The following is an 18,700-nucleotide window of genomic DNA, read 5'->3' as shown; positions in this document are numbered from 1 at the left end:
CGCTGTCGATGATCTCGAAAAGGGTGAGGGCCTTCTGGCGTGGTGTGAGTCGACCAAGGTTCACATCGCCCGGAGGCCTTCACCCCACCGTGATGCCCCGCGCTTGGAGCGGATCGATCGCGTGCGCCGGGTGCTTGCCCGCGGCAGGGCCCACACGGCGCGCTGGGCGCAGCTCGCCGCGACCGCCGGCTTCTACGACCAGTCCCACATGACCGCCGAGTTCCGCACCCTGATGGGCGTGCCTCCGGCGGCCTTCTTCGCGGGCCGCCTCCCCTCACTCCAGCCCTGCTGAGCCGACGATTCCGCAGCGGGAGAGCAGGCTCACGACCGGCTCGGCGCGACTCCTGTCGGCCGCCGGAGCGCGGCGGCCAGGTCGTCCAGGTGCTCGGCCACCGGGCCGAGCGTCAGCACGCCGCTGCCCGCCCCGGCCAGCTCGCCCGCCGCGGGCAGCAGCGCGGCGTGGGCGCGTTCCATCGTCGTGCGGTCCCCGAGCGTGAGGGCCGCCCGGGCGGCCAGGCACCACATGGCCTCCGTCAGCAGGTCACGCGGCGGCTCGGGCAGGGCACGCAGCGCCGCGGCCGCCTCGGCGCGGCGGTCGCACGCCAGCAGCACCAGGAGCCGGGCCCACGGCGCGTACGGCCCCCAATCGGCATGTTCGACCTCGGGCGGGGGCTGCCCGTGCCGCAGGCGCAGGCACAGCAACGCGAGCGGCAGCAGGCCCCGCTCCATCCCGGGCATGCCGGCGCCGTCCAGCCGGGCGGCGGCATCCCGGTAGGCGGCCTCGGCCTCCTCCACCGTCGCCCGGCCGGTCGCATCGAGGCGCAGCGCCCGATACCACGCGGTGAACACGCCCACGAGGGGCCGCTCGTGCCGTGCGGCCAGGCGCTCGGCCTCCGCGGCGTGGGCGTCGGCGGCCGTGAAGTCTGCGAGGGCCGACCTGGCCTGCATCCGGACGAGACGCCCGAGCACCTCGAAGCTGACCAGGCCGTGCCGGGCGGACAGATCCACCAGTTCGGCGCCGATCTCGTCGCGGCGGGCGGCCAGGCCCGTGCGATCGAAGGTCTGCATGAACAGGCCGCTCAGCGCGAACGCCAGCAATGCGGGGTCGTTCATGCGGCGGGCGATCTCCTCGGCCTGCCGCGCTGCCCGCGGCCCCCGGCCGGAGCGGTCGCCGCGCGACTCCAGCGCGATCGTGGCCAGCAGGCGGGCCCGGGCCGCCTCGTGACCGGCCGCCTCGTGACCGGCAGTCTGGGGATCGGCAGTCTGGGGATCGGGGACCAGGGCGGCCAGCGTGCGCCCGGCCGCCGCCACGATGCGCGCCGCCTGCCAGGGGTCGTCGGACCGGGTCCAGACGGCCGGGACGTCGAAGGCGCCGATCACCCTGGCGGTCAGCTCCGCGTCGCCGAGCTCCTCGGCCGCCTCGACGGCGGCCACGCGGTGCTCGCGCGCCGCCTGCAGGCCGCCGCCCCCGGTCATGGCGAGATCGCGCAGTAGTCCTGCCGTCGACTCAAGGCGGGCCCGCGCCCCGGAGGCGACCGCGCGGTCGTAGGCGGCGGTCGCCTCGGCCCACACCCGTTCGGCCGCGCCGCGCACGGAGGACTCAAGGTGATCGGCCTGGCGCAGGATGTCGGTCTCCAGGCGGCGCAGCCCCGGGCCCGGGTCCACTCCCAGCTCGTCCACTAGCAACGCCCGCGCCCGGCGCAGCACGGCGAGCGCGTCGCCCTGCCGCCCGCTGCGGTACAGCGCGAGCGCGAGCAGCCGCCAGGCCTCCTCCCGCCAAGGGTGCCCGGCCGCGTGCGCGTCCAGGTCGGGCACCGCCTCGGCCGCCCGGCCCAGGGCCAGCCGCATCTCCGCGTGACGCTCGACCGCGTGCAACCGGAGCTCGGCCAGGCGGGAGCGCTCGGCGCGGGCCCAGTCCTGGTCGGCGAACTCCGCGTAGGCGGGGCCGCGCCACCACCCCAGCGCCTCCTCCAGCCGTCCGAGCCCGTCTTCGGGGGACTGATCCGCGGTGGCGGCCACCGCGTGTTCGAAGCGCCATGCGTCCACCGCGTCGGCGCCGGCCCGTAGCGCGTACCCCGGTCCCTCTGTCACCAGCAGCCGTGCGGGGGTGCGGGGCGGCCGGTCGGGTTCCAGCGCGCGGCGCAGCGCCGCCACGAACGTCCGTACGGCCCCGACCGCGCCCTCTGGCGGTTCGTCCCACAGGTCGTCGATCAGGCGGGTGACCGGGACGACGCGGCCGCGGGCGACGATCAGCCGGGCCAGCACCGCCCGGTGCCGCGGCCCCTTCAGGGCGATCGCGCCGCCGGTGCCGTCCCAAGCCGTCACCGGCCCCAGCACGCCGAACGCGATCCCCACCTGCGGCCCCTTTCCCCGCCTGGCCTTAGGTCACGTTAGCGCGCTGACCGGATGCTCATTCACGCCCGGCAGCCTGGGGGCATCTGATCCCGCACAGAAAGGGGGGCGCGTGATGGCGCCTGTCCTTCCCGGTTTCGACTACCTTCGCGTGCCGGTCGCCGACGGCGTGTCGCTGAACGCGGCCGTCGCCGGGTCGGGGAGCCCGATCGTGCTGCTGCACGGCTTCCCCCAGACCCACCTGATGTGGCGGCACGTCGCCGCCGACCTGGCCGCCGACCACACCGTGATCTGTCCCGACCTGCGTGGCTACGGCGCCAGCGACAAGCCAGCCGAGGCCGGTCGCGAGACCTATTCCAAGCGCACCATGGCCGCCGACGTCGTCGCCCTGGCGCGGGCGCTGGGACATGAGCGGTTCGCGCTGGCCGGGCACGACCGGGGCGCGCTGGTCGCCTTCCGCGCCGGGCTCGACCACCCGGCCTCGATCAGCCACCTGGCGTGCCTCGACGTGCTTCCCACGCTGGACATGTGGGAGGTGATGCACGGCGCGGGCGCCGCCGTCGGCTTCCACCTGTACCTGCTGGCCCAGCCGCCCGGCCTGCCCGAACGGATGATCAGCGCGAGCGCGGACGACTTCTTCGGCCACTTCCTCGACGTCTGGACCCTGGACCACGAGGCGATCCCCGCCGGCGTACGCGCCGCCTACCTGGACGCCTGCCGTGCGGCGGTGCCCTCGATCGTGGCGGACTACCGCGCGTCGGCGGGCATCGACGTGGACCACGACCGGGCGGACCGGGAGGCGGGGAACCTGCTGCGGATGCCGGTGACCGTGCTCCAGCAGGACTGGGGGGCCGCCCTCGGGTATGACGCCGAGGCGCTGTGGGGCGCCTGGGCCCCCGACCTGGTGCACACGACGGTCGGATGCGGGCACTTCATGGCCGAAGAGGACCCGGCCGGCGTCGCTGGGGCCCTGCGCGCCCTCCTCACCCGCTGATCGGGGCGCCGGCACCGGACGCTTCATCGACCGCCATGGCGAGATCGCCTGGTCTTGAGACCGCCGGTGACGGGTCACCGGCCCTGAAGAACAGAACGGGCAGAACATCGAGACCGATTCTGGGCGGGAGTCAACCGCTGACAGACGATCTACTCCGGAGACTGCCGCCTCCGACCAGCGTGAGAACCTGGGGCGACCGTCACGCCAGCCCTTTGACCTGCGTCTTCAAGTCGACGGAGGCTCACGGTGTCGCCGTCCAGGACTTGTGCGGTGAGCCGTTCCATCAGCTCCGGGTCGGTGCCGCTTCTGCGGCCGGTGATGCGGGCGCGGACCGGGCGGTGGGGGCCGATGGCCTGTGCGTCGTCGGACATGTCGGCTTCCTCGGCTTCGGCGAGCGCCCGGTACAGGCCTGTCGCTTGCGCGGCCGCCGCGAGCAGATCACCGCGAGAGCTTTGGCGACGTCGGCCGCCGCGGCGGGGCGGGGCAGGTTCTTGGGCACCTTGACGGTGTCGATGCGGTCCATCGGGTTGGCCTGCAGGAGGTCGTGGCGGACCGCCCACTTGGTGAAGGAGGCGACGGCGGCGCGTTTGCGCTTGCGGCTGGCCGGTGACAGGTCGGCGATCTCGGCCAGGTAGGCACGGATGGAACGGCTTTGCCGATCACTCCGGTGGCCAGGAGCGGGCCAACGGGGACGGCCGAAAGCGAGGTGAGTTCTCCGCTGGACGGAAGCCTGGTCCAGTGGCCGGATGGGTCGCGGTGGGCGAGGGCGGAGTCGTCACCGTTGAAGTCGGTGGAGCCGAGAAACCAGTGGCCGCCCTTGCCGTCGGGAACGGGTGGGCGGTCACGGCCCATGCGTCCGGCCTTCGCGGAGGTGTCCTCGCTGCGCCAGCCGGAACCGGTCTGGGAGAGCAGGAACGACGACGCCTCGATCTCCCCCGTAATCCAGATGCCGGACGGGTCGGCGGTGATGGCGCCCAGTCGAGGACCGGTCGGGTCGAGTGGAGAATCGTCGGACGGGGGCGGAGCCGTGGGCAGCGCCGCGGTCACGTCGACTCGGGTCCAGGCCTTGCCGTCGAAGTGGTGCACCGATGAGGCCTCGCCGTCGAGGGCCCAGCCGAGGGCCCAGATGTCGGAGGCGGAGCGGGCGCTGACTCGATAGGCGGAGAAGGAGACGCCCTGTTCCGACCAGGTGGCGCCGTTGTAGTGCCAGGCCTTGTGATCGCCCCAGGCCCACACGTCGTTGTCAGCGGTGACGGCAAGGCTCGCGGCCGTACCGGGAAGCTTCTGGGCGATCTCCCAGGTGCGTCCGTCCCAGCGCAGGACGGAGGTGCCGCTCTCGTCGTTGGCCAGGGCCCACACGTTGGAGGGGGAGGACGCGGCGAGCGAGCTGATGTCGCCGCGTTCCACTGGGAAGTCGCTTTTCGTCCAGCGGTCGCCGTCCCAGTGGAAGACCGTGGGGCGGTGTGGGCCGTCGGCCATCGGCAGCCAGGCGCCGATGCCGAGGATGTCCCAGCCGACGGCCCAGGCGTCGTGCTCGCCGGTGGCGATGACCTGTCCGTAGGTGACCGACGACTGGGCGGCCACCAGTTTCCAGCGGTCGTTGCCGTCGTCCAAAGGGTGCGTCCACCAGAGCCAGAGGCCGGCGGCGGCTGCGACCGCCGCGACGACGGCTGCCCATCCGAGCCACCGCCCGGTGGCGGCCAGCTTCAGAAACATGATCGAAGCGTATAAAGGCTGCTAGAACGGCGCGTGAGTATCCCTACTCAGCTGGGTGAGCGTAGGGCCCAGAGCTGTGAAGGCATTCAGCGACACGTAGCAAAATCAACGCGAGTGCGAAGACATTCGACCTGCGTAAGGGCGTCAAGCGGCAGCCTCCAGGCGCGCCGGAAAGGCCACGTGTTCGTCATAGGTCGTGCCCTTCTGGAGGCAGTGGTGCAGACAGCCGAGCATCCGGTTGAAGGTGTTGCGTAGCGCGCTGGAGTGCCGGTCGCCTTCGGCGCGCCGGCGGTCGTAGTGGGCCCGGGGGCCTGGTGCTCGCAAGGAGGCGAAGGCCCAGACATACCCAGCTGCGGCCAGGCGCTGGTTCTTCACCTTGCGATGGTGGACGACCAGGCTCTTGCCCGAGGCGCGGGTGATGGGCGCCGATCCGGCGTAGGCCTTCAGCGCGCGGGCGTCGGCGAAGCGGGACCGGTCGTCGCCGATCTCGGCGAGCATGCGGGCGCCGGTCAGGTCAGCAAGGCCGCATCGCCTCATATGGCCGCATACCCAAGAGCCTTCACATCCTGCGACTGGCCGACGAACCCGGCTACCGCCGCCAGATCAAGACCCAGGCCAACCTGCAGGAGGGCCGCCACGCCCTGAGCCGCAAGATCTTCCACGGCCGCAACGGGCAGCTCTACCAGCGCTACGCCGACGGCATGGAAGACCAACTCGGCGCCCTGGGCCTGGTCCTGAACGCCGTCGTGCTGTTCAACACCCGCTACATCGACGCCGCCGTCGCCGAGCTGAGCGGGCAGGGCTTCGACGTCCGCGACGCCGACGTGGCCCGTCTTTCGCCGTTCGTGCGGCACCACATCAATATGCTCGGCCGGTACTCCTTCCAACTGCCAGAGCTGCCCGGCGGGATGAGACCGCTGCGCGGCCCTGACGACGCCGACGAGCAGTAACGTCGGCGTCCTTATCGCTTCGCCGGGTGAGAGCGGATTTATGAGGAGACGGCGGCATGCAGGATGCCGGCGAGTTCGGCAGGCGCCGAGAGCATCGGCCAGTGCCCGGTGGACAGGCCGAAGCGCTGCCACGGCGGCTGGTTCAGGAAGGCCAGCATCGGCACGCCGGCATCGAGCAGCCCCGTGAAGTCATGGCAGGCGATCACGACGCGATCCACGCCGGGCCCGGGTTCGGTTGGTCCGGTCAGGGGCTGGGTGTAAGTGCCGAACGGCTGAGGCGTGGCACGCGTGCGCAGGAGGTCAAGCTGGGTCTCGTCAAGTCCGTCTAGGCTGTTGGACAGGCCCAGGACTTCGGCGGGCGGCATCGCCAGCCGCCAGCCGTCGCCGGATGAGGCGACCTGCTGACGCAGTTGGTCGGCGGCCTGCGGTGGCATGAGGTCGAGCATGCACATGCCCGCGGGGAACGGGGCGCTGTCCACGTAGATCACACGTTCCAGCCGGTCACCGAGGCGTCCGGCCGCCCCGGTAACGGGGGCGGCCGCGTAGCTGTGCGCGACCAGGGTGACGTCGTGTAGATCATTCCGCTCGACGAATCCGGTGATATCCGCGATGTGCGCGTCCAGGTCCGTCTGTGGCTCGCCCTGGCCGGCGTTCTCGGCCAGGCCAGTCAACGTCAGCGGCAGTGCTGTATGGCCCCGCTCCTGCAGAGCGTGGGCTGTCTCTTCCCAGGCCCACGCCCCGAGCCAGGCGCCGGGAACGAGTACGAAGGTGGCCATGTGATCTCCCTGAGGTGAGGTACTGCAGGGAGAGTAAGGTCGATACAGGACAGTTCCCGCCCTAGAATTCCGGGTGATCCATGTCACATCCGCTGACCCGCGCGTTGACCCTGCTGGAACTCCTGCAGTCGCACGCCGTACTCACCGGGGTTGAGCTGGCTGACCGCCTGGATACCGACGTCCGCACGGTGCGCCGCTACATCTCCCATCTGCGGGAGCTGGGCATCCCGGTGCAGGCCGAACGCGGCCGCTACGGCGGCTACCGCCTGGCCCGCGGCTACCGGATGCCGCCGCTGGTGCTCACCAACGACGAGGCCCTCGCCGTGGTGCTGGGTCTTCGGGCCGCGGAACGCTTGGGCATGGGCACGACCGCCCCGGCCAACGCCGGCGCCCTGGCCAAGATCGAGCGGGTGCTGCCGAACGCCTTGCGCGAACCGCTCGCCGCGATGCGGGAGACGCTGTCCTTCACCGCCAACGCCGTGCCCGGGCAGGCGCCCGAAACAGGCGTGCTGCTGGCGCTGGCCCAGGCCTCCCGCGCCCGCACGACCGTCGGTATCGGTTACCAGTCGTGGCGCCTAGACCACACCGAACGCGACGTCGACCCCTACGGCGTGGTCTTCCACACCGGACGCTGGTACGTCGTCGGGCACGACCACCTCCGCGCTGCCCTGCGGACCTTCCGCATAGACCGCATCGCCTCCGTCACCCCACGCCCCCGCGGTTTCGCCAAGCCCGACGGGTTCGACCCCGTCGCCCATCTGACCTCGACCCTGGCCCAAGCCCCATACCGCTGGCAGGTCCAGGTGACGATCCACGGCCCCCTCGATGAGGTCGCCCGTCGGCTGCCACGCTCGGCCGTCACACTCACCGCCGGCACCAGCGGAGTCCTGATGCACGCGCGGGCGGAACGGCTGGACGGCATGGCCCACATGCTCGCCTCCCTGGAATGGCCCTTCACCATCCACCAACCCGACGAACTTCGACAGGAGCTCAGGAACCTGGCCGATCGACTCACCCAAGCCGCAGAACGACCATCAGGGGAAAAGCGAAAGTCGGCGTAAACCAGCGCCCGCGCCCCCGGTCTCAGCGTCTGCTGTCGCCGGGTGCCAGCAGGCTCGTGAGTTCGGCGACAGCTTCGCCAGGTCCTCGATGTTCAAGCCCAGGATCTCCTCGGCCCTCGCGGCGGTCTCGTACGGTATCCGCCACAGCGTCTTCTCCCGCAGTCCGACGTCCCGCCGCGCAATCAGCCGGTCGATCGCCATCTTCGACCGCACCGGGGTCTGCGAGTCCGGCGCCGCCAGCCGCTTCGCCCACCCCGGAACCGTCGGCGCGTCGTGGCCGCGCTCGCGGCACCAGGACAGCCAGGAGACCACCGCGGCCCGGCGGACGTTCCAGGTGCCCACCGCCGCGGTGCCCCACAGCGCCTCCAGCGCCTCCCCGACCTCGTCGTCGGCTACTGTCGCCAGCAGTCCGCCCCCGCCGAGGCGTTCAACGGTCTTCCTGACGCCGATCCCATAGCTGCGGACGGTGTTCGGGTTGCCGAGCGAGTCCAGGAACGCATCGGCCGCCTCCTGAACGGTGACGGCGTTGCCGACCGGCAACTGCATGAGTACGGACACCGCATCCCCTTGCCACAGATAACAGGGGCGGCTCGTGCAGCGCCTGGAGAACGCCCCCGCAGGCCGCGACTCAGCCTGCTGCAGACAATAGGGCGTTATCTGTAGGAAAACTTCAGGCCGTGCTCGCCGTCGACGAGCCATCAATCGCTCACCAGGGGCGACTAGGGCTTAGCGCCAGTTTTTGTTCCGATGTTCCTCGCCCCCCGAGACCGTCACGTCGATTCCTCCGCCGCCTGGGAAAGCGACCCCGGTCCCCAGCGGTCATCTCTGGGGGTGCCGGCGACCAGGATGTCGGCCGGGCCGGTGGTCGCGGGGCGGGCGGTGACGGGGGTGGTGACGACCAGGTCGGCGATGAAGTCCCGCATCCAGCGGAAGCTGGCCTTCGGCGTGCGCGCCTGGGTGTCGTAGTCGACGTGCACGAGGCCGAACCTCGCCGAATACCCCCGCGCCCACTCGAAGTTGTCCAGCAACGACCAGCAGAAGTACCCGCGCACGTCGGCGCCCGCCGTCATCGCCTCACGGGTCGCGGTCAGGTGGTCGCGCAGGTAGTCGATGCGCCCGGTGTCCTCCAGCGCGCCGTCGTCGCCGTACCCGTTCTCGGTGATGTAGACGGGCGGCAGGTCGGGATAGCGGGAGGTCAGGTCGACCAGGGTCTCGTACAGGCCCTCGGGCTCCACCACCCAGCCCAGCCCGCTGGTGCGCGCGTCCTCGGGCGTGACGGTGCGCACGCCCAAATCGAACGCCGAGCGCCGGACGGGATCGGCCTCCTCGTACGGCGCGGCCTCCACGTGCAGGCGGTAGTAGTAGTTCACCCCGAGGAAGTCCACCGGCCTGCCGACGATCTCCAAATCGCCGTCCCGGCGGAAGGAGAAGCCGCTGATCCGGCCGAACGTCTCGGCCATGTCGGCGGCGTAGGCACCGCCGAAGAGGGGTTCGGTGAACTGCCGGTTGACCAGCAGGTCCAACCGGCGCGCGGCCTGGACGTCCTGCGGCGACGAGGTGACGGGAACCGTCGGCGACATGTTGAGCGTCAGCCCGATCTGCTGACCGGACCTGGCCATCTCCCGCAGGCGCCCCACGGCGAGGCCGTGCCCGAGCAGCAAGTGGTGGGCCGAGGCGAGCGCGCCGTGCCCCTCCTTGGCGCCGGGCGCGTGCCGGCCCTCGCCGTAGCCGACGATGGCCGAGCAGTACGGCTCGTTTAGCGTGATCCAGTTCGACACCGACTCGCCGAGGGCGTCGTACATCACCTCGGCGTAGTCGGCGAAACGCTCGGCGGTGTCGCGGACCCGCCAGCCCCCGAGGTCCTCGAGCGCTTGCGGCAGGTCCCAGTGGTACAAAGTCACATACGGCTCGATGCCGCCCTCGCGCAGGGCGTCCACGAGCCGGCGGTAGAAGTCCAGCCCGCGCCGGTTCACCAGTCCGCGCCCGTCGGGCAGCACCCGCGGCCAGGCAACGGAGAATCGGTAGGCCCCCGCCCCCAGGTCTTTCAGGAGGCCGACATCCTCTTGCCAGCGGTGATAGTGGTCGCAGGCGAACGCACCCGACTCGCCCCGTGCCACCGCACCGGGCACCCGGCAGAAGGTGTCCCAGATCGAGGGCCCCCGGCCGTCGGTGTCGACGGCCCCCTCGATCTGGTACGCCGCGGTGGCCGTGCCCCACACGAAGCCGGCGGGAAAGGTCCGCGGCCGGGTGCGACTTTCCTCGATCGCCGTCATCCCTTGATCGCTCCTGACATGATTCCTCCGATGATCTGCCGGCCCAGGGCCGCGAAGACGGCCACGACAGGCACTGTCGCCAGCACCGTGCCGGTGAGCACGAGCGCGTAGTCGGTCGTGTAGCCGCTGGCCAGCGAGGAGAGCGCGACCTGCACGGTCGGGTTCTCCGGGGTGAGGACCACCAGCGGCCAGAAGAAGTCGTTCCATGCCTGCATGAACGTGAACAGCCCGAGCACGGCCGCGGCCGGCCGCGCCGCGGGCACCACCACGTGCCAGAACAGGCGCAAGGTGGAGCAGCCGTCGATCCGTCCGGCCTCCAGGAGTTCGTCCGGCACCGCGCTCGACAGGTACTGCGTCATGAAGAAGACACCGAACGCCGTGACCAGGCCGGGCACGATCACCGCCTCCAGCCGGCCGGTCCAGCCGAGCTCCGCCATGAGGATGTAGAGCGGGATGATCCCGAGCTGGTGCGGCACGGTGGTGGTCGCGATGGCCACGACCAGCAGCGACGTCCGGCCCCGGAAGCGGAGCTTGGCGAAGGCGAACCCGGCCAGCGTGGAGAACAGCACGACCGAGACGGTGACCGAGCCGGAGACGATGAAGGAGTTGAGCATCGCCTTACCGAACGCGGTCGTGTCGAAGACTCGCGCGATGTTCTCGAACAGGTGCCCGCCGGGCGTCAGGACGGGAGGCACGCGGGCGATGGCGTCGTTGTCGTGCGACGCCACGATGAGCGACCAGTAGACGGGGAACAGGGAGCCGAGCAGGACGGCGACCAGCGCCGCATAGGTCCAGAACCCGGCCGAGCGGCGCCCGCCGCGGGAGCGGGCCGCCCGCGAGCGGGGCACGCGCGCCTGCCGGGGCGCCTCGGTGATGATCGTCGTCACGTCAGCTTCTCCTGATCCGGCGGGTGACCGAGTAGTTGACCAGAGCCATGACCACGATGATCAGGCACAGGGTCCATGCGATGGCCGAGGCGTAGCCGAACTTGTACAGGCTGAACCCCTGCTCGTAGAGGTAGAGGCCGACGGTCTGGAACTGTCGGTCCGAGCCTCCCGTCGGGTTGCCCGTGCCGGCTTGGAACAGCAGCGGCTCGGCGATGATCTGGAAGCCGCCGATGGTGGACACGACGGCGGTGAAGATGATCGTCGGCCGCAGCATCGGGATCGTGATCTTCCGGAACTGGGTGAACTGGCCGGCCCCGTCCAGCGTCGCGGCCTCGTACAGATGCTCGGGGATCGTCTGCATGGCGGCCAGGTAGATCAGCGCGTTGTAGCCCGTCCACCGCCAGATGACGATGAGCGAGATGGCGATGTGCGAGGACAGGGTGCCCGCCTGCCAGTCCACCGGGTCGAGCCCCACCAGATCGAGCGCCCAGTTGACCATGCCGAAGTCGCGGCCGAAGAGCTGGGCGAAGATGATCGTGACGGCGACGATGGACGTCACGTTGGGCAGCAGCACGCCCATCCGGAAGAACGTGCGGGCACGCAGGCTGCGGTTGAGCATGTGCGCGATGAACAGGGCCGCGAGCAGCTGCGGCACGGTGGACAGCAGCCAGATGCTGACGGTGTTGAACAGCGCGTTCCAGAAGTAGTCGTCGGTCAGCAGTTCGGCGTAGTTCGCCAGCCCCACCCAGTGCCGGGTGGGCTCCAGCAGGTTCCAGTTCGTGAGCGAGACGTACGCGGTGTACAGCAGCGGGAACATCCCCACCGCGCCGAACAGCAGGAAGAACGGGGCGATGTAGAAGTACGGCGAGCCCTTGACGTCGAGCTGGTAGGCCCAGCGGCGCCGTGGCCCGGATCGTGCGAGGGTCATGGGTCCATCCCGGGGAAGGGGTGACGGCGGGCCCTTACCTCCCGCCGTCACCCGGTTTGGCTGGGCGGCTACTGCTCGATGCGCTCGACGTCCTTGAGCATCTGCTCCCAGGCCTGCGGGCCGTCCTGCTTGCCCTCCTCCACTCGGTTGATCGCGTCGCGGATGGCGGTCTGGATGTCGCCGGCCCGCGGCCCTTGGTACTGCGGCTTCAGGTTCAGCGCGGCGGTGGTGAAGACCTGCCCGACCGGGGCGTCGTTGAAGAAGGCGTTCTTCAGGTTCTTGACCTCGGGCTTCTCGTACGTCGCCACTGTTGAAGGCAGGATGCCGTGCGCCTTGAACACCTCGATCTGCTGCTCGGGAGCCGTCAGCCAGGTGATCAGGTCCACCGCCTCCTTCACGTGCTTGCTCTGCGCCGGAACCGTCAGGTAGGAGCCGCCCCAGTTGCCGCCGCCGCCGGGGATGGCCGCGATGTCCCACTTGCCGGCGAATGCCTTGGCCTGGTCCTGGATCTTCGCGAGCATCCAGGCGGGGCAGGCGATGGTGGCGAACTGACTCTTGGCGAAGCCGGTGTTCCACGCCGGGGAGCTGCCCACCAGCTTGGCCGACTCGCCGTCGGCTACGGCCTTGAGCACCTCGTCGTACGCCGAGCGGACCACCGGGTTGGTGGCGACGACCACGTGGTCGGAGGCGTCGTAGTAGCCGGTCTCGGCCTGCCCGATCATCGCGTTGAAGATCTGCGCGCCGCCGTCGAAGAAGCTGGCGCCCTCCGGCTTGTTCGCGGTGTACTTCCTGCCGGCCTCGAAGTACGACGCCCAGTCCGGCCAGAGCTTGCTCACCTCGTCGCGCTCGGTGGGCAGGCCGGCCTTCTCGAACAGGTCGCGCCGGTAGCACATGGCCAGGCCGCCGACGTCCGTCCCGTATCCGATCTGGGCCCCGTTCTTGGCCACCGACGCCTGCCACTTCCACGGCAACCACCGGTCCTTGAGCCCGTCGGCGCCGTGCTTGCGCAGGTCGACGAAGCGCTCCGGCTGCGCCCTGAACTGGGCGATGAAGCCGGTGTCGATGCCCTCCACGTCCGCCGCGCCGCTGCCCGTCGCCAGATGGGCGGCCAGGTTGCGATGGTGGTCGTTGTACGCCGACGTACGCTCGACGATCTTGATGTTCGGGTGGGCGGCCTCGTACTTGGCGTACAGGTCCTTGAACCCCATGTTCCCGAACAGGTTGAGAGTGAGGGTGACGGGGCCGTCGCCGGACGAGCCGGTCGAGCCGCCGCAGCCGGCGGTGAGCACGCCGACGGCGAGCACACCCACGAGCAGACGAAGTTTCGCAGCAGACACCGTGAACTCCTTGGCAGGGAGAAGGGGCGTGGCTGCGAGATGCGACGGTCGAGCCGCGGCAACGAAAAGCATCGACCGATACGCCCGCCATGAGACATAACAGCGGCACACGATGTCAAATCACGAAAACGTAACGCCGATGAAATTACCGGCAACCTTGACAGACTTCCCACGATTGCGTAATTTCCTCGAAACCGGTTACATGAAACCGGTTGCAGCGAGATGCGACAGCGTTCGATCCGTGGCAACGATCAGAGAGGTGGCACGCCTGTGCGGCGTGTCCCCGGCAACCGTCTCCCGCGATTTCAACAATCCGGAGGTAGCGAACGCGAAGACCAGGACGCAGGTTCTGCGGGCGGCGCGTCAGATCGGCTACCTGCTTAAACGAGTCGGCCCGCACCCTGGCCACCAAGAAGTCCTTCATGGTCGGCCTCGTGTGGGACACCGACCACCGCCGCCCCGGCTGGCGGCACCCGTTTTTCCAGGAAATCCTCGTCGGCCTGAAGACCGCGCTCAGCGGGCGCGGATATCACCTCATGCTCGCCACCAGCGGGGAGAGGAACGGTGAGCGGACCGACGACGCCTTCGTGCGGGCCGTGCACAGGCACAACCTGGACGGCGTGGTGATGATCGACAGCGGCACGTGGGACCCCTCACTGCGGCGGCCGGCCGGAGGGAGGCGGGCGGGCCGCCGCCGGCGGCGGGGCGTACGGCGGGGCCCGGCGCGGGCGGCGGCTCGGTGACCGGCGCTCTTGCGAGCGCCCGCCTATCGAGCAGTTCGAAGGCGGCCGCCTTAATTGGCACGAGCTGGCGCGCCAGCCGAAACCGAACACTAAGGCCGCACGTCACGCGCTGCGCGGATACAAGCGCCGGCTCCTAAATGACGGCTGGCGGCCACTTCGGCTGCAAGGCCGACCTTCGTATAGGCCGTGAAGGCATCACGGAGGTGGTCGGCGCAGGTCACACACCGAGTCCGCGCATGGGATTGTCGCGCCACATGTCCGCTGCCCGGACATATCCGTGCACGACAGGCGAGGTCTCGACCCAGCGGCCATGCCGGGCGATGGCCAGCATGGAACGGCCGGCGGCGGCCGCGGCCGACGCGCCGCCAGCTGAGGATGCACGCGATGGCCTGGTCGATCGTCGCCGGGGCCAGGTCCTCGATCACCATGGACGCGACGTAGTTGGCCAACCGGAGCCTTCCGACGCCCTTTGCATCGTCCGTTCCGGTGAAACATGTCTCGGTGCGCTCTACCCAGTACCGAGCCGTGCTGGACCGGGCCTGCACCCGTCTGGCCGAGGCCACCGGCGCCGACGACTTCGACGAGAACGCCATCCCCGCTCTGCTGCGTGCCGCCGCCGACCCCGACGGGTTCCGGCTGCTGTTCCGCCACGCCGCCCGTGAGCGACTTCCGCGACCTGATCGACTCCATCACCGCCGCCTCCCGCGAGGTCGCCCACCGCAACCTGGCCCGCGTCATCCCCGAAGGGCCGTGGCTGGACTGGGCAGCCAACCTGATCCCCGGCTTCACCCTGGAGGCGGTCATCGCCTGGCTCGACGCAGGCCAGCCCGATCCCGGACGTGCCGCCGACCGTATCTCGGCGGCCGTGCCCGGCGTCATGGCCGCCGCCCACCCCACCGTGTGACGATGACGGACGACATGCCGCCGCCTCCTGCTTCGCCTGTGCGACATGACGATGGTCGACGGGGAACGCGAACCTGATGAGAACGGCGAGAAGTTCGTCCCAAGCACACGAGATCCCGCACGCGGCGAGCGACTGCCAGCGACCTTGCCTTCCGGCATTGGTAAGTTTAAGCTTACGGTTCGTGGCCACTTACCGATCAGACGACGACGTATGGAGCGCGCTGGGCGATCCGACGCGGCGGACGATCGTCACGACCCTGGCCGAGCGTCCGCGCTCGGTCAGGGAACTCGCCGACGAGCTGCCGGTCAGCCGGCCCGCGGTGTCGCAGCATCTGAAGGTGCTGAAGGACGCCGGGCTCGTGGACGAGACCGCTGCGGGGACTCGTCGGATCTACCGGCTGAACCCGGCTGGCGTGGCGGCGCTGCGCGATCAGCTCGACCTGTTCTGGGAGCGGGCGCTGTCCGGTTTCCAGGACGCGGCCCAGCGGGACGGCCCGGCCGCTCCAAGCCAGCACGAGGAGCAGCAATGACACAGACGGCCGTGAATCGGAGCGTCGTGATCGACGCACCGGTCGAGCACGCCTTCAAGGTTTTCACCGAGCGGTTCGGCGACTTCAAGCCGCGCGAGCACAACCTGCTCGGTGCGGCCATCGCCGAGACCGTCTTCGAGGCGAGGGTCGGCGGGCACATCTACGACCGCGCCGAGGACGGCAGTGAGTGCCGGTGGGCGCGGGTCCTGGCCTACGAGCCGCCCTCTCGCGTGGTGTTCTCCTGGGATATCGGCGTCCAGTGGCAGATCGAGGCCGACACCGCGAACGCCAGCGAGGTCGAGGTCCGCTTCATCGAAGAGTCGCCCTCCCGGACCCGGGTGGAGCTGGAGCACCGGCACATCGACCGGCACGGGCCTGGCTGGGAGTCCCTCGCCGAGGGCGTGGGCAACGACCAGGGCTGGCCGCTCTACCTGGACCGTTACGCCGCGCTCTTCGACTGAGCGCACGCCGCGGTCCTCACGGAGATGGCCGGCCGCGTGAGCGGCCGGCCATCCTTCCGACGCCGCACCATCGCCGCCAAGTCAACGTCTCCTTCGAGCCGTCACGTTCGGAAGGACCCAGCTCAGCCGGATGCGTCCAGCGAGGCGCTGCGCTGGTCGGCATCGGCCAGCGCGCGATACAGGGAGGCGACCGACGGCGCCCTGCCCGCGTTCTTCCCCGTGGCGATCTTCAGCTTGGCAGCGATCTCCGGAACCGGCAGGCCCTTGGCCCGCAGCGCCAGGGCGAAGGTGAGCATGTCCTCATCGATCACCTTGGGGCGGCCGCCATGATGGCCGCGCGCGGCGGCGGCCTGCTGGCCCTCCAGGGTCTTGTCGCGGATGTAGTCGCGGTCGAGCTGGGCGCAGACGGCCAGGACGGCGAACAACATCGCGCCCAGCCCGTTCGGGTCGTAGACGCCGGTCAACGGGCCGGTCGGCAGCTCCAACTGGATCCCGGCCGCCTGCAGCCCGCCCGCCAGCGCCATCAGCTCGGCGGCGTTGCGCGCGGGCCGCTTCAGCTCGTGCACGGTGAAGATCACCGTTTGGCCGGGCGCGGCCGATTTGATGTCACGGCACAGCGTCAGCGCGGCATCCAGCTCGGGCCGTACCTTGATCCGAGTGGAGATCTTCTCGGCGAAGATCCGTGTGCACCCGGCCGCGCGCAACGCCTGCAGCTGGCTGTCCAGTTCCTGCTCCTTGGTCGAACAGCGCGCGTAGCCGATCCGGATCGCCGGCGCGGACGGAGTGACCTCGGCGGCCGCCACCGGCGCCTGCCAGCGCGCGCCCGGGCGGCGCCCGGCCGGGACCGCCACCTCCAGCAGCTCGCGCAGCGCGGGCACCAAGATGAAGCGCGCGGTGTGGTACTTGGAGGCGACCTTCCCACCCCGCGTGCGGCACGGGGAGGGGGCCATCACCTCGCAAGTCGGGCAGTCGACCCCTCGACCGCCGCGGCGGCCTCCTCTGGCGTCAGCTCCACCCGCCGATTCTCGCAGAACTTCCTCGCACAACCCTCAGGTTCTGCGAGGAGTTTTGCGAATAGCGACCTGCGCGAACAGACGCACCCGCCAGGGCATGGTCACCCTCGCAGAACCGGTCATTTCTGAGAACCACATACCGTTACCGCCGTCACACAGAGCTACGGGGGCTCATTGCGCACACCCGAGCGGTGGATCACCAGGGGGCGCATCGCAGAACGCCCTGCCTTCTCCGCTCTTGCCTAGTGCTCTAACCGCATACCTTCGCCGGGTTGAGCGTGTGTGGGGCCATTGATGCCAGTTACCTGACCGAGGCATGGGTCGTCCCCTTCGTCGTGCAGCTGGTTGGCGAGTACGTCTTGGAGATCCTGATCGTCATCTGCGATGAGCTCCGTGATCTCGCCACGCCCGGCACCTGCGGCCACCTCGCTTACGGGCAGTTCATCGTGGACAACCCTGCCTTCTTCGCGCGCACCCAACGGCGGGTCGTGAGCTACTGGAGCTGCTACTACCGGGGCACCTACGCGAGTTTTCGGGGCTACCCGGGATGCACTCTTCTTGACCTCCTACGGTCCGCTGCCTCCGACAGAGCAGGGCATCCTTGGCCCAACCTCGCTCCAGCCGGCGCCAGGGTGGACGGCTACTGCTAGGACCCGGCCGGGCAAGGTCGCCGGCCGGTCAAGCGGCATCGGCGAGGGGACGTCCGCCCGAACGGATGCCCTTCTCGCTGCGGATGCGAGCGCGCTCGCGGCGAGGAGCACCGTCGGGGCGAGCGGCCCGGATGGAGCGCAGCGCCGCCCAGGTGTGGTCGATGCCCTTGCGGCGTCGGTTGACGCCCCACAGCAGGTCATCGCCGACGGAGTAGCAGCCGTGGAAGTAGGTGATCCCGTGGATGTGGTGGTAGGTGGCGCCGGCCGCCGCCTGCTCTAGCGGAAGGCGGCCGCGTTGCGCCGCGCCCAGTCCGAGAACGGGCGCGGCGCGCGGCCGAGCACCCGCTCGACCTCCGGGCTGACCCGCCGTTCGCCGGGGGTCGGATCGCCGAGGATGGCCAGGGTGCCGTCGGCCACCTCCTCAGGCATGAACGCCGCCATCATCGCGCGTGCCTCGTCGCGGCTCTGCTCGGCGAACCGTACGGGCTCGCCGAGCGCGTCGCCGAGCGCGGCGGCGATCTGACGCGGAGAGACCCGCTCCGGCCCGGTGAGCTCGTAGACCCGGCCGTCGTGGCCGGGCTCCCGCAGGGCAGCCGCCGCGACCTCGGCGATGTCGCCGGGATCGATGACGGGCAGCGCGACGTCTCCGAACGGGGCGGTCACCGTGCGGCGCAGGCGGACGGACTCCGCCCAGGCGAAGGCGTTGGAGGCGAAGCCGCCCGGCCGCAGGATCGTCCACTCCAGCCCCGAGTTCCTGACCTCGCTCTCGTCCTCCAGCGCCCGCATGCCGTGACCCGGGGAGAGCGGGCGCGTCCCGGCGGACTGGGAGGACAGCAGGACGACCCGGCGCACCCCGGCTTCCGCGGCGGTGCGGAGGATCGGCCGCACGTTCCCGCCCAGGGCCAGGTAGTCGCCGGGCGTCACCAGGAACAGCGCGTCCGCCCCCTCCAGCGCGGGGCGCAGCCCGGCGGGATCGGCCAGGTCCGCGCTGACCGCACGGACGCCTTCGGGCACATCGGCGGACGAGACGCGGCGGGCGACGGCGGTGACGTCCTCGCCCGCCTCCGCCAGGAGCCGGACCAGGACCCGGCCGACGTTCCCGGTGGCTCCCGTTACGACGATCATG

General features: G+C 70.4%; 17 protein-coding genes and 4 pseudogenes. 9 read left to right on the top strand and 12 right to left on the bottom strand.

All coding sequences use genetic code 11. The annotated features are described in order from the left end of the window. Positions 1-121 precede the first annotated feature (121 nt). A complete protein-coding gene (locus HHX40_RS35725) occupies positions 122-292 on the top strand; it encodes a helix-turn-helix domain-containing protein (protein WP_220499137.1) in 171 nt (56 codons plus the stop codon). 29 nt (positions 293-321) lie between these two features. Here the strand turns inward: HHX40_RS35725 and HHX40_RS16030 are convergent, their stop codons facing one another. Then, entirely contained in the window at positions 322-2,355 is a 2,034-nt protein-coding gene (locus HHX40_RS16030; RefSeq protein ID WP_182881186.1) for an AfsR/SARP family transcriptional regulator, read from the bottom strand. A 112-nt stretch (positions 2,356-2,467) separates the two neighbouring features. Here HHX40_RS16030 and HHX40_RS16025 point away from each other — a divergent pair, with 112 nt between their 5' ends. Continuing rightward, the gene (locus tag HHX40_RS16025) at positions 2,468-3,346 is read left to right on the top strand and encodes an alpha/beta fold hydrolase (RefSeq protein ID WP_182881309.1); all 879 of its coding nucleotides are present in this window, start codon (positions 2,468-2,470) and stop codon (positions 3,344-3,346) included. Between the two features lie 438 nt (positions 3,347-3,784). Here HHX40_RS16025 and HHX40_RS16020 read toward each other — a convergent pair whose 3' ends face one another. Both HHX40_RS16020 and HHX40_RS16015 read right to left on the bottom strand, forming a co-directional pair. Then, positions 3,785-5,062, bottom strand: coding sequence for a hypothetical protein (locus tag HHX40_RS16020; protein ID WP_182881185.1), 1,278 nt, complete (start codon positions 5,060-5,062; stop codon positions 3,785-3,787). 144 nt (positions 5,063-5,206) lie between these two features. After that, a pseudogene (locus HHX40_RS16015) lies at positions 5,207-5,587 on the bottom strand (transposase); the annotation flags it as partial. 2 nt (positions 5,588-5,589) lie between these two features. Between HHX40_RS16015 and HHX40_RS16010 the strand changes: the two are divergent. Continuing rightward, positions 5,590-6,012: pseudogene (locus HHX40_RS16010) on the top strand (Tn3 family transposase); the annotation flags it as partial. A gap of 38 nt (positions 6,013-6,050) precedes the next feature. Here the strand turns inward: HHX40_RS16010 and HHX40_RS16005 are convergent. Further along, positions 6,051-6,788 (bottom strand): alpha/beta fold hydrolase, encoded by a 738-nt coding sequence (locus HHX40_RS16005; protein ID WP_182881184.1) that lies wholly within the window; start codon positions 6,786-6,788, stop codon positions 6,051-6,053. Between the two features lie 80 nt (positions 6,789-6,868). Between HHX40_RS16005 and HHX40_RS16000 the strand changes: the two genes are divergently transcribed. Continuing rightward, positions 6,869-7,849 carry a helix-turn-helix transcriptional regulator gene (locus tag HHX40_RS16000; RefSeq protein ID WP_182881183.1) on the top strand — a complete coding sequence of 327 codons (981 nt, stop codon included), beginning with the start codon at positions 6,869-6,871 and terminating at the stop codon, positions 7,847-7,849. Here HHX40_RS16000 and HHX40_RS15995 read toward each other — a convergent pair. The 5 genes from HHX40_RS15995 to HHX40_RS15975 form a co-directional block, all read right to left on the bottom strand. After that, positions 7,823-8,407: a hypothetical protein gene (locus tag HHX40_RS15995; protein ID WP_220499136.1), complete on the bottom strand. Its 585-nt coding sequence runs from the start codon at positions 8,405-8,407 to the stop codon at positions 7,823-7,825. The genes HHX40_RS16000 and HHX40_RS15995 overlap by 27 nt on opposite strands. Before the next feature lie 212 nt (positions 8,408-8,619). Next, positions 8,620-10,122 (bottom strand): GH1 family beta-glucosidase, encoded by a 1,503-nt coding sequence (locus tag HHX40_RS15990; protein WP_182881182.1) that lies wholly within the window; start codon positions 10,120-10,122, stop codon positions 8,620-8,622. Beyond that, positions 10,119-11,009 (bottom strand): carbohydrate ABC transporter permease, encoded by an 891-nt coding sequence (locus HHX40_RS15985; RefSeq protein WP_150934115.1) that lies wholly within the window; start codon positions 11,007-11,009, stop codon positions 10,119-10,121. The genes HHX40_RS15990 and HHX40_RS15985 overlap by 4 nt, the downstream gene beginning before the upstream one ends. Before the next feature lies 1 nt (position 11,010). Further along, positions 11,011-11,937 (bottom strand): carbohydrate ABC transporter permease, encoded by a 927-nt coding sequence (locus HHX40_RS15980; RefSeq protein WP_182875223.1) that lies wholly within the window; start codon positions 11,935-11,937, stop codon positions 11,011-11,013. Positions 11,938-12,005: 68 nt separating this feature from the next. Continuing rightward, positions 12,006-13,274, bottom strand: a complete 1,269-nt coding sequence (locus tag HHX40_RS15975) for an extracellular solute-binding protein (protein ID WP_239101359.1) — start codon at positions 13,272-13,274, stop codon at positions 12,006-12,008. Between the two features lie 112 nt (positions 13,275-13,386). Here HHX40_RS15975 and HHX40_RS38205 point away from each other — a divergent pair. The 5 genes and pseudogenes from HHX40_RS38205 to HHX40_RS15955 form a co-directional block, all read left to right on the top strand. After that, positions 13,387-13,638: pseudogene (locus HHX40_RS38205) on the top strand (LacI family DNA-binding transcriptional regulator); the annotation flags it as partial. A 58-nt stretch (positions 13,639-13,696) separates the two neighbouring features. After that, positions 13,697-14,017 (top strand): hypothetical protein, encoded by a 321-nt coding sequence (locus HHX40_RS36690; protein WP_259403602.1) that lies wholly within the window; start codon positions 13,697-13,699, stop codon positions 14,015-14,017. Positions 14,018-14,675: 658 nt separating this feature from the next. Then, positions 14,676-14,921, top strand: a complete 246-nt coding sequence (locus HHX40_RS15965) for a hypothetical protein (protein ID WP_182881181.1) — start codon at positions 14,676-14,678, stop codon at positions 14,919-14,921. A gap of 181 nt (positions 14,922-15,102) precedes the next feature. Then, positions 15,103-15,450, top strand: coding sequence for an ArsR/SmtB family transcription factor (locus tag HHX40_RS15960; protein WP_182881180.1), 348 nt, complete (start codon positions 15,103-15,105; stop codon positions 15,448-15,450). Then, entirely contained in the window at positions 15,447-15,911 is a 465-nt protein-coding gene (locus HHX40_RS15955; protein ID WP_182881179.1) for an SRPBCC family protein, read from the top strand. Before HHX40_RS15960 ends, HHX40_RS15955 begins: the two co-directional genes overlap by 4 nt. 122 nt (positions 15,912-16,033) lie before the next feature. Here HHX40_RS15955 and HHX40_RS15950 read toward each other — a convergent pair whose 3' ends face one another. The 3 genes and pseudogenes from HHX40_RS15950 to HHX40_RS15945 all read right to left on the bottom strand — a co-directional run bounded on the left by HHX40_RS15950 (position 16,034) and on the right by HHX40_RS15945 (position 18,699). Beyond that, complete coding sequence (locus tag HHX40_RS15950; protein WP_310738129.1) at positions 16,034-16,789, bottom strand: recombinase family protein; 756 nt, start codon at positions 16,787-16,789, stop codon at positions 16,034-16,036. 813 nt (positions 16,790-17,602) lie between these two features. Further along, a pseudogene (locus HHX40_RS37715) lies at positions 17,603-17,926 on the bottom strand (hypothetical protein); the annotation flags it as partial. After that, positions 17,851-18,699 carry an NAD(P)H-binding protein gene (locus HHX40_RS15945; protein ID WP_182881178.1) on the bottom strand — a complete coding sequence of 283 codons (849 nt, stop codon included), beginning with the start codon at positions 18,697-18,699 and terminating at the stop codon, positions 17,851-17,853. The gene HHX40_RS15945 and the pseudogene HHX40_RS37715, both read right to left, overlap by 76 nt. Position 18,700: the final 1 nt, after the last annotated feature.

This window comes from Microbispora sp. H10949, from assembly GCF_014161435.1.
GTDB classification, from domain to species: Bacteria; Actinomycetota; Actinomycetes; order Streptosporangiales; family Streptosporangiaceae; genus Microbispora; species Microbispora triticiradicis.
This window is presented reverse-complemented; position numbering and strand designations above follow the sequence as displayed.

Coding starts and splice junctions, on each gene's coding strand:
- HHX40_RS15980 (WP_182875223.1), bottom strand. CDS start 11,937: ATGACCCTCGCACGATCCGGGCCACGGCGCCGCTGGGCCTACCAGCTC.
- HHX40_RS15945 (WP_182881178.1), bottom strand. CDS start 18,699: ATGATCGTCGTAACGGGAGCCACCGGGAACGTCGGCCGGGTCCTGGTC.
- HHX40_RS16000 (WP_182881183.1), top strand. CDS start 6,869: ATGTCACATCCGCTGACCCGCGCGTTGACCCTGCTGGAACTCCTGCAG.
- HHX40_RS16020 (WP_182881185.1), bottom strand. CDS start 5,062: ATGTTTCTGAAGCTGGCCGCCACCGGGCGGTGGCTCGGATGGGCAGCC.
- HHX40_RS16025 (WP_182881309.1), top strand. CDS start 2,468: ATGGCGCCTGTCCTTCCCGGTTTCGACTACCTTCGCGTGCCGGTCGCC.
- HHX40_RS36690 (WP_259403602.1), top strand. CDS start 13,697: ATGGTCGGCCTCGTGTGGGACACCGACCACCGCCGCCCCGGCTGGCGG.
- HHX40_RS16005 (WP_182881184.1), bottom strand. CDS start 6,788: ATGGCCACCTTCGTACTCGTTCCCGGCGCCTGGCTCGGGGCGTGGGCC.
- HHX40_RS15990 (WP_182881182.1), bottom strand. CDS start 10,122: ATGACGGCGATCGAGGAAAGTCGCACCCGGCCGCGGACCTTTCCCGCC.
- HHX40_RS15955 (WP_182881179.1), top strand. CDS start 15,447: ATGACACAGACGGCCGTGAATCGGAGCGTCGTGATCGACGCACCGGTC.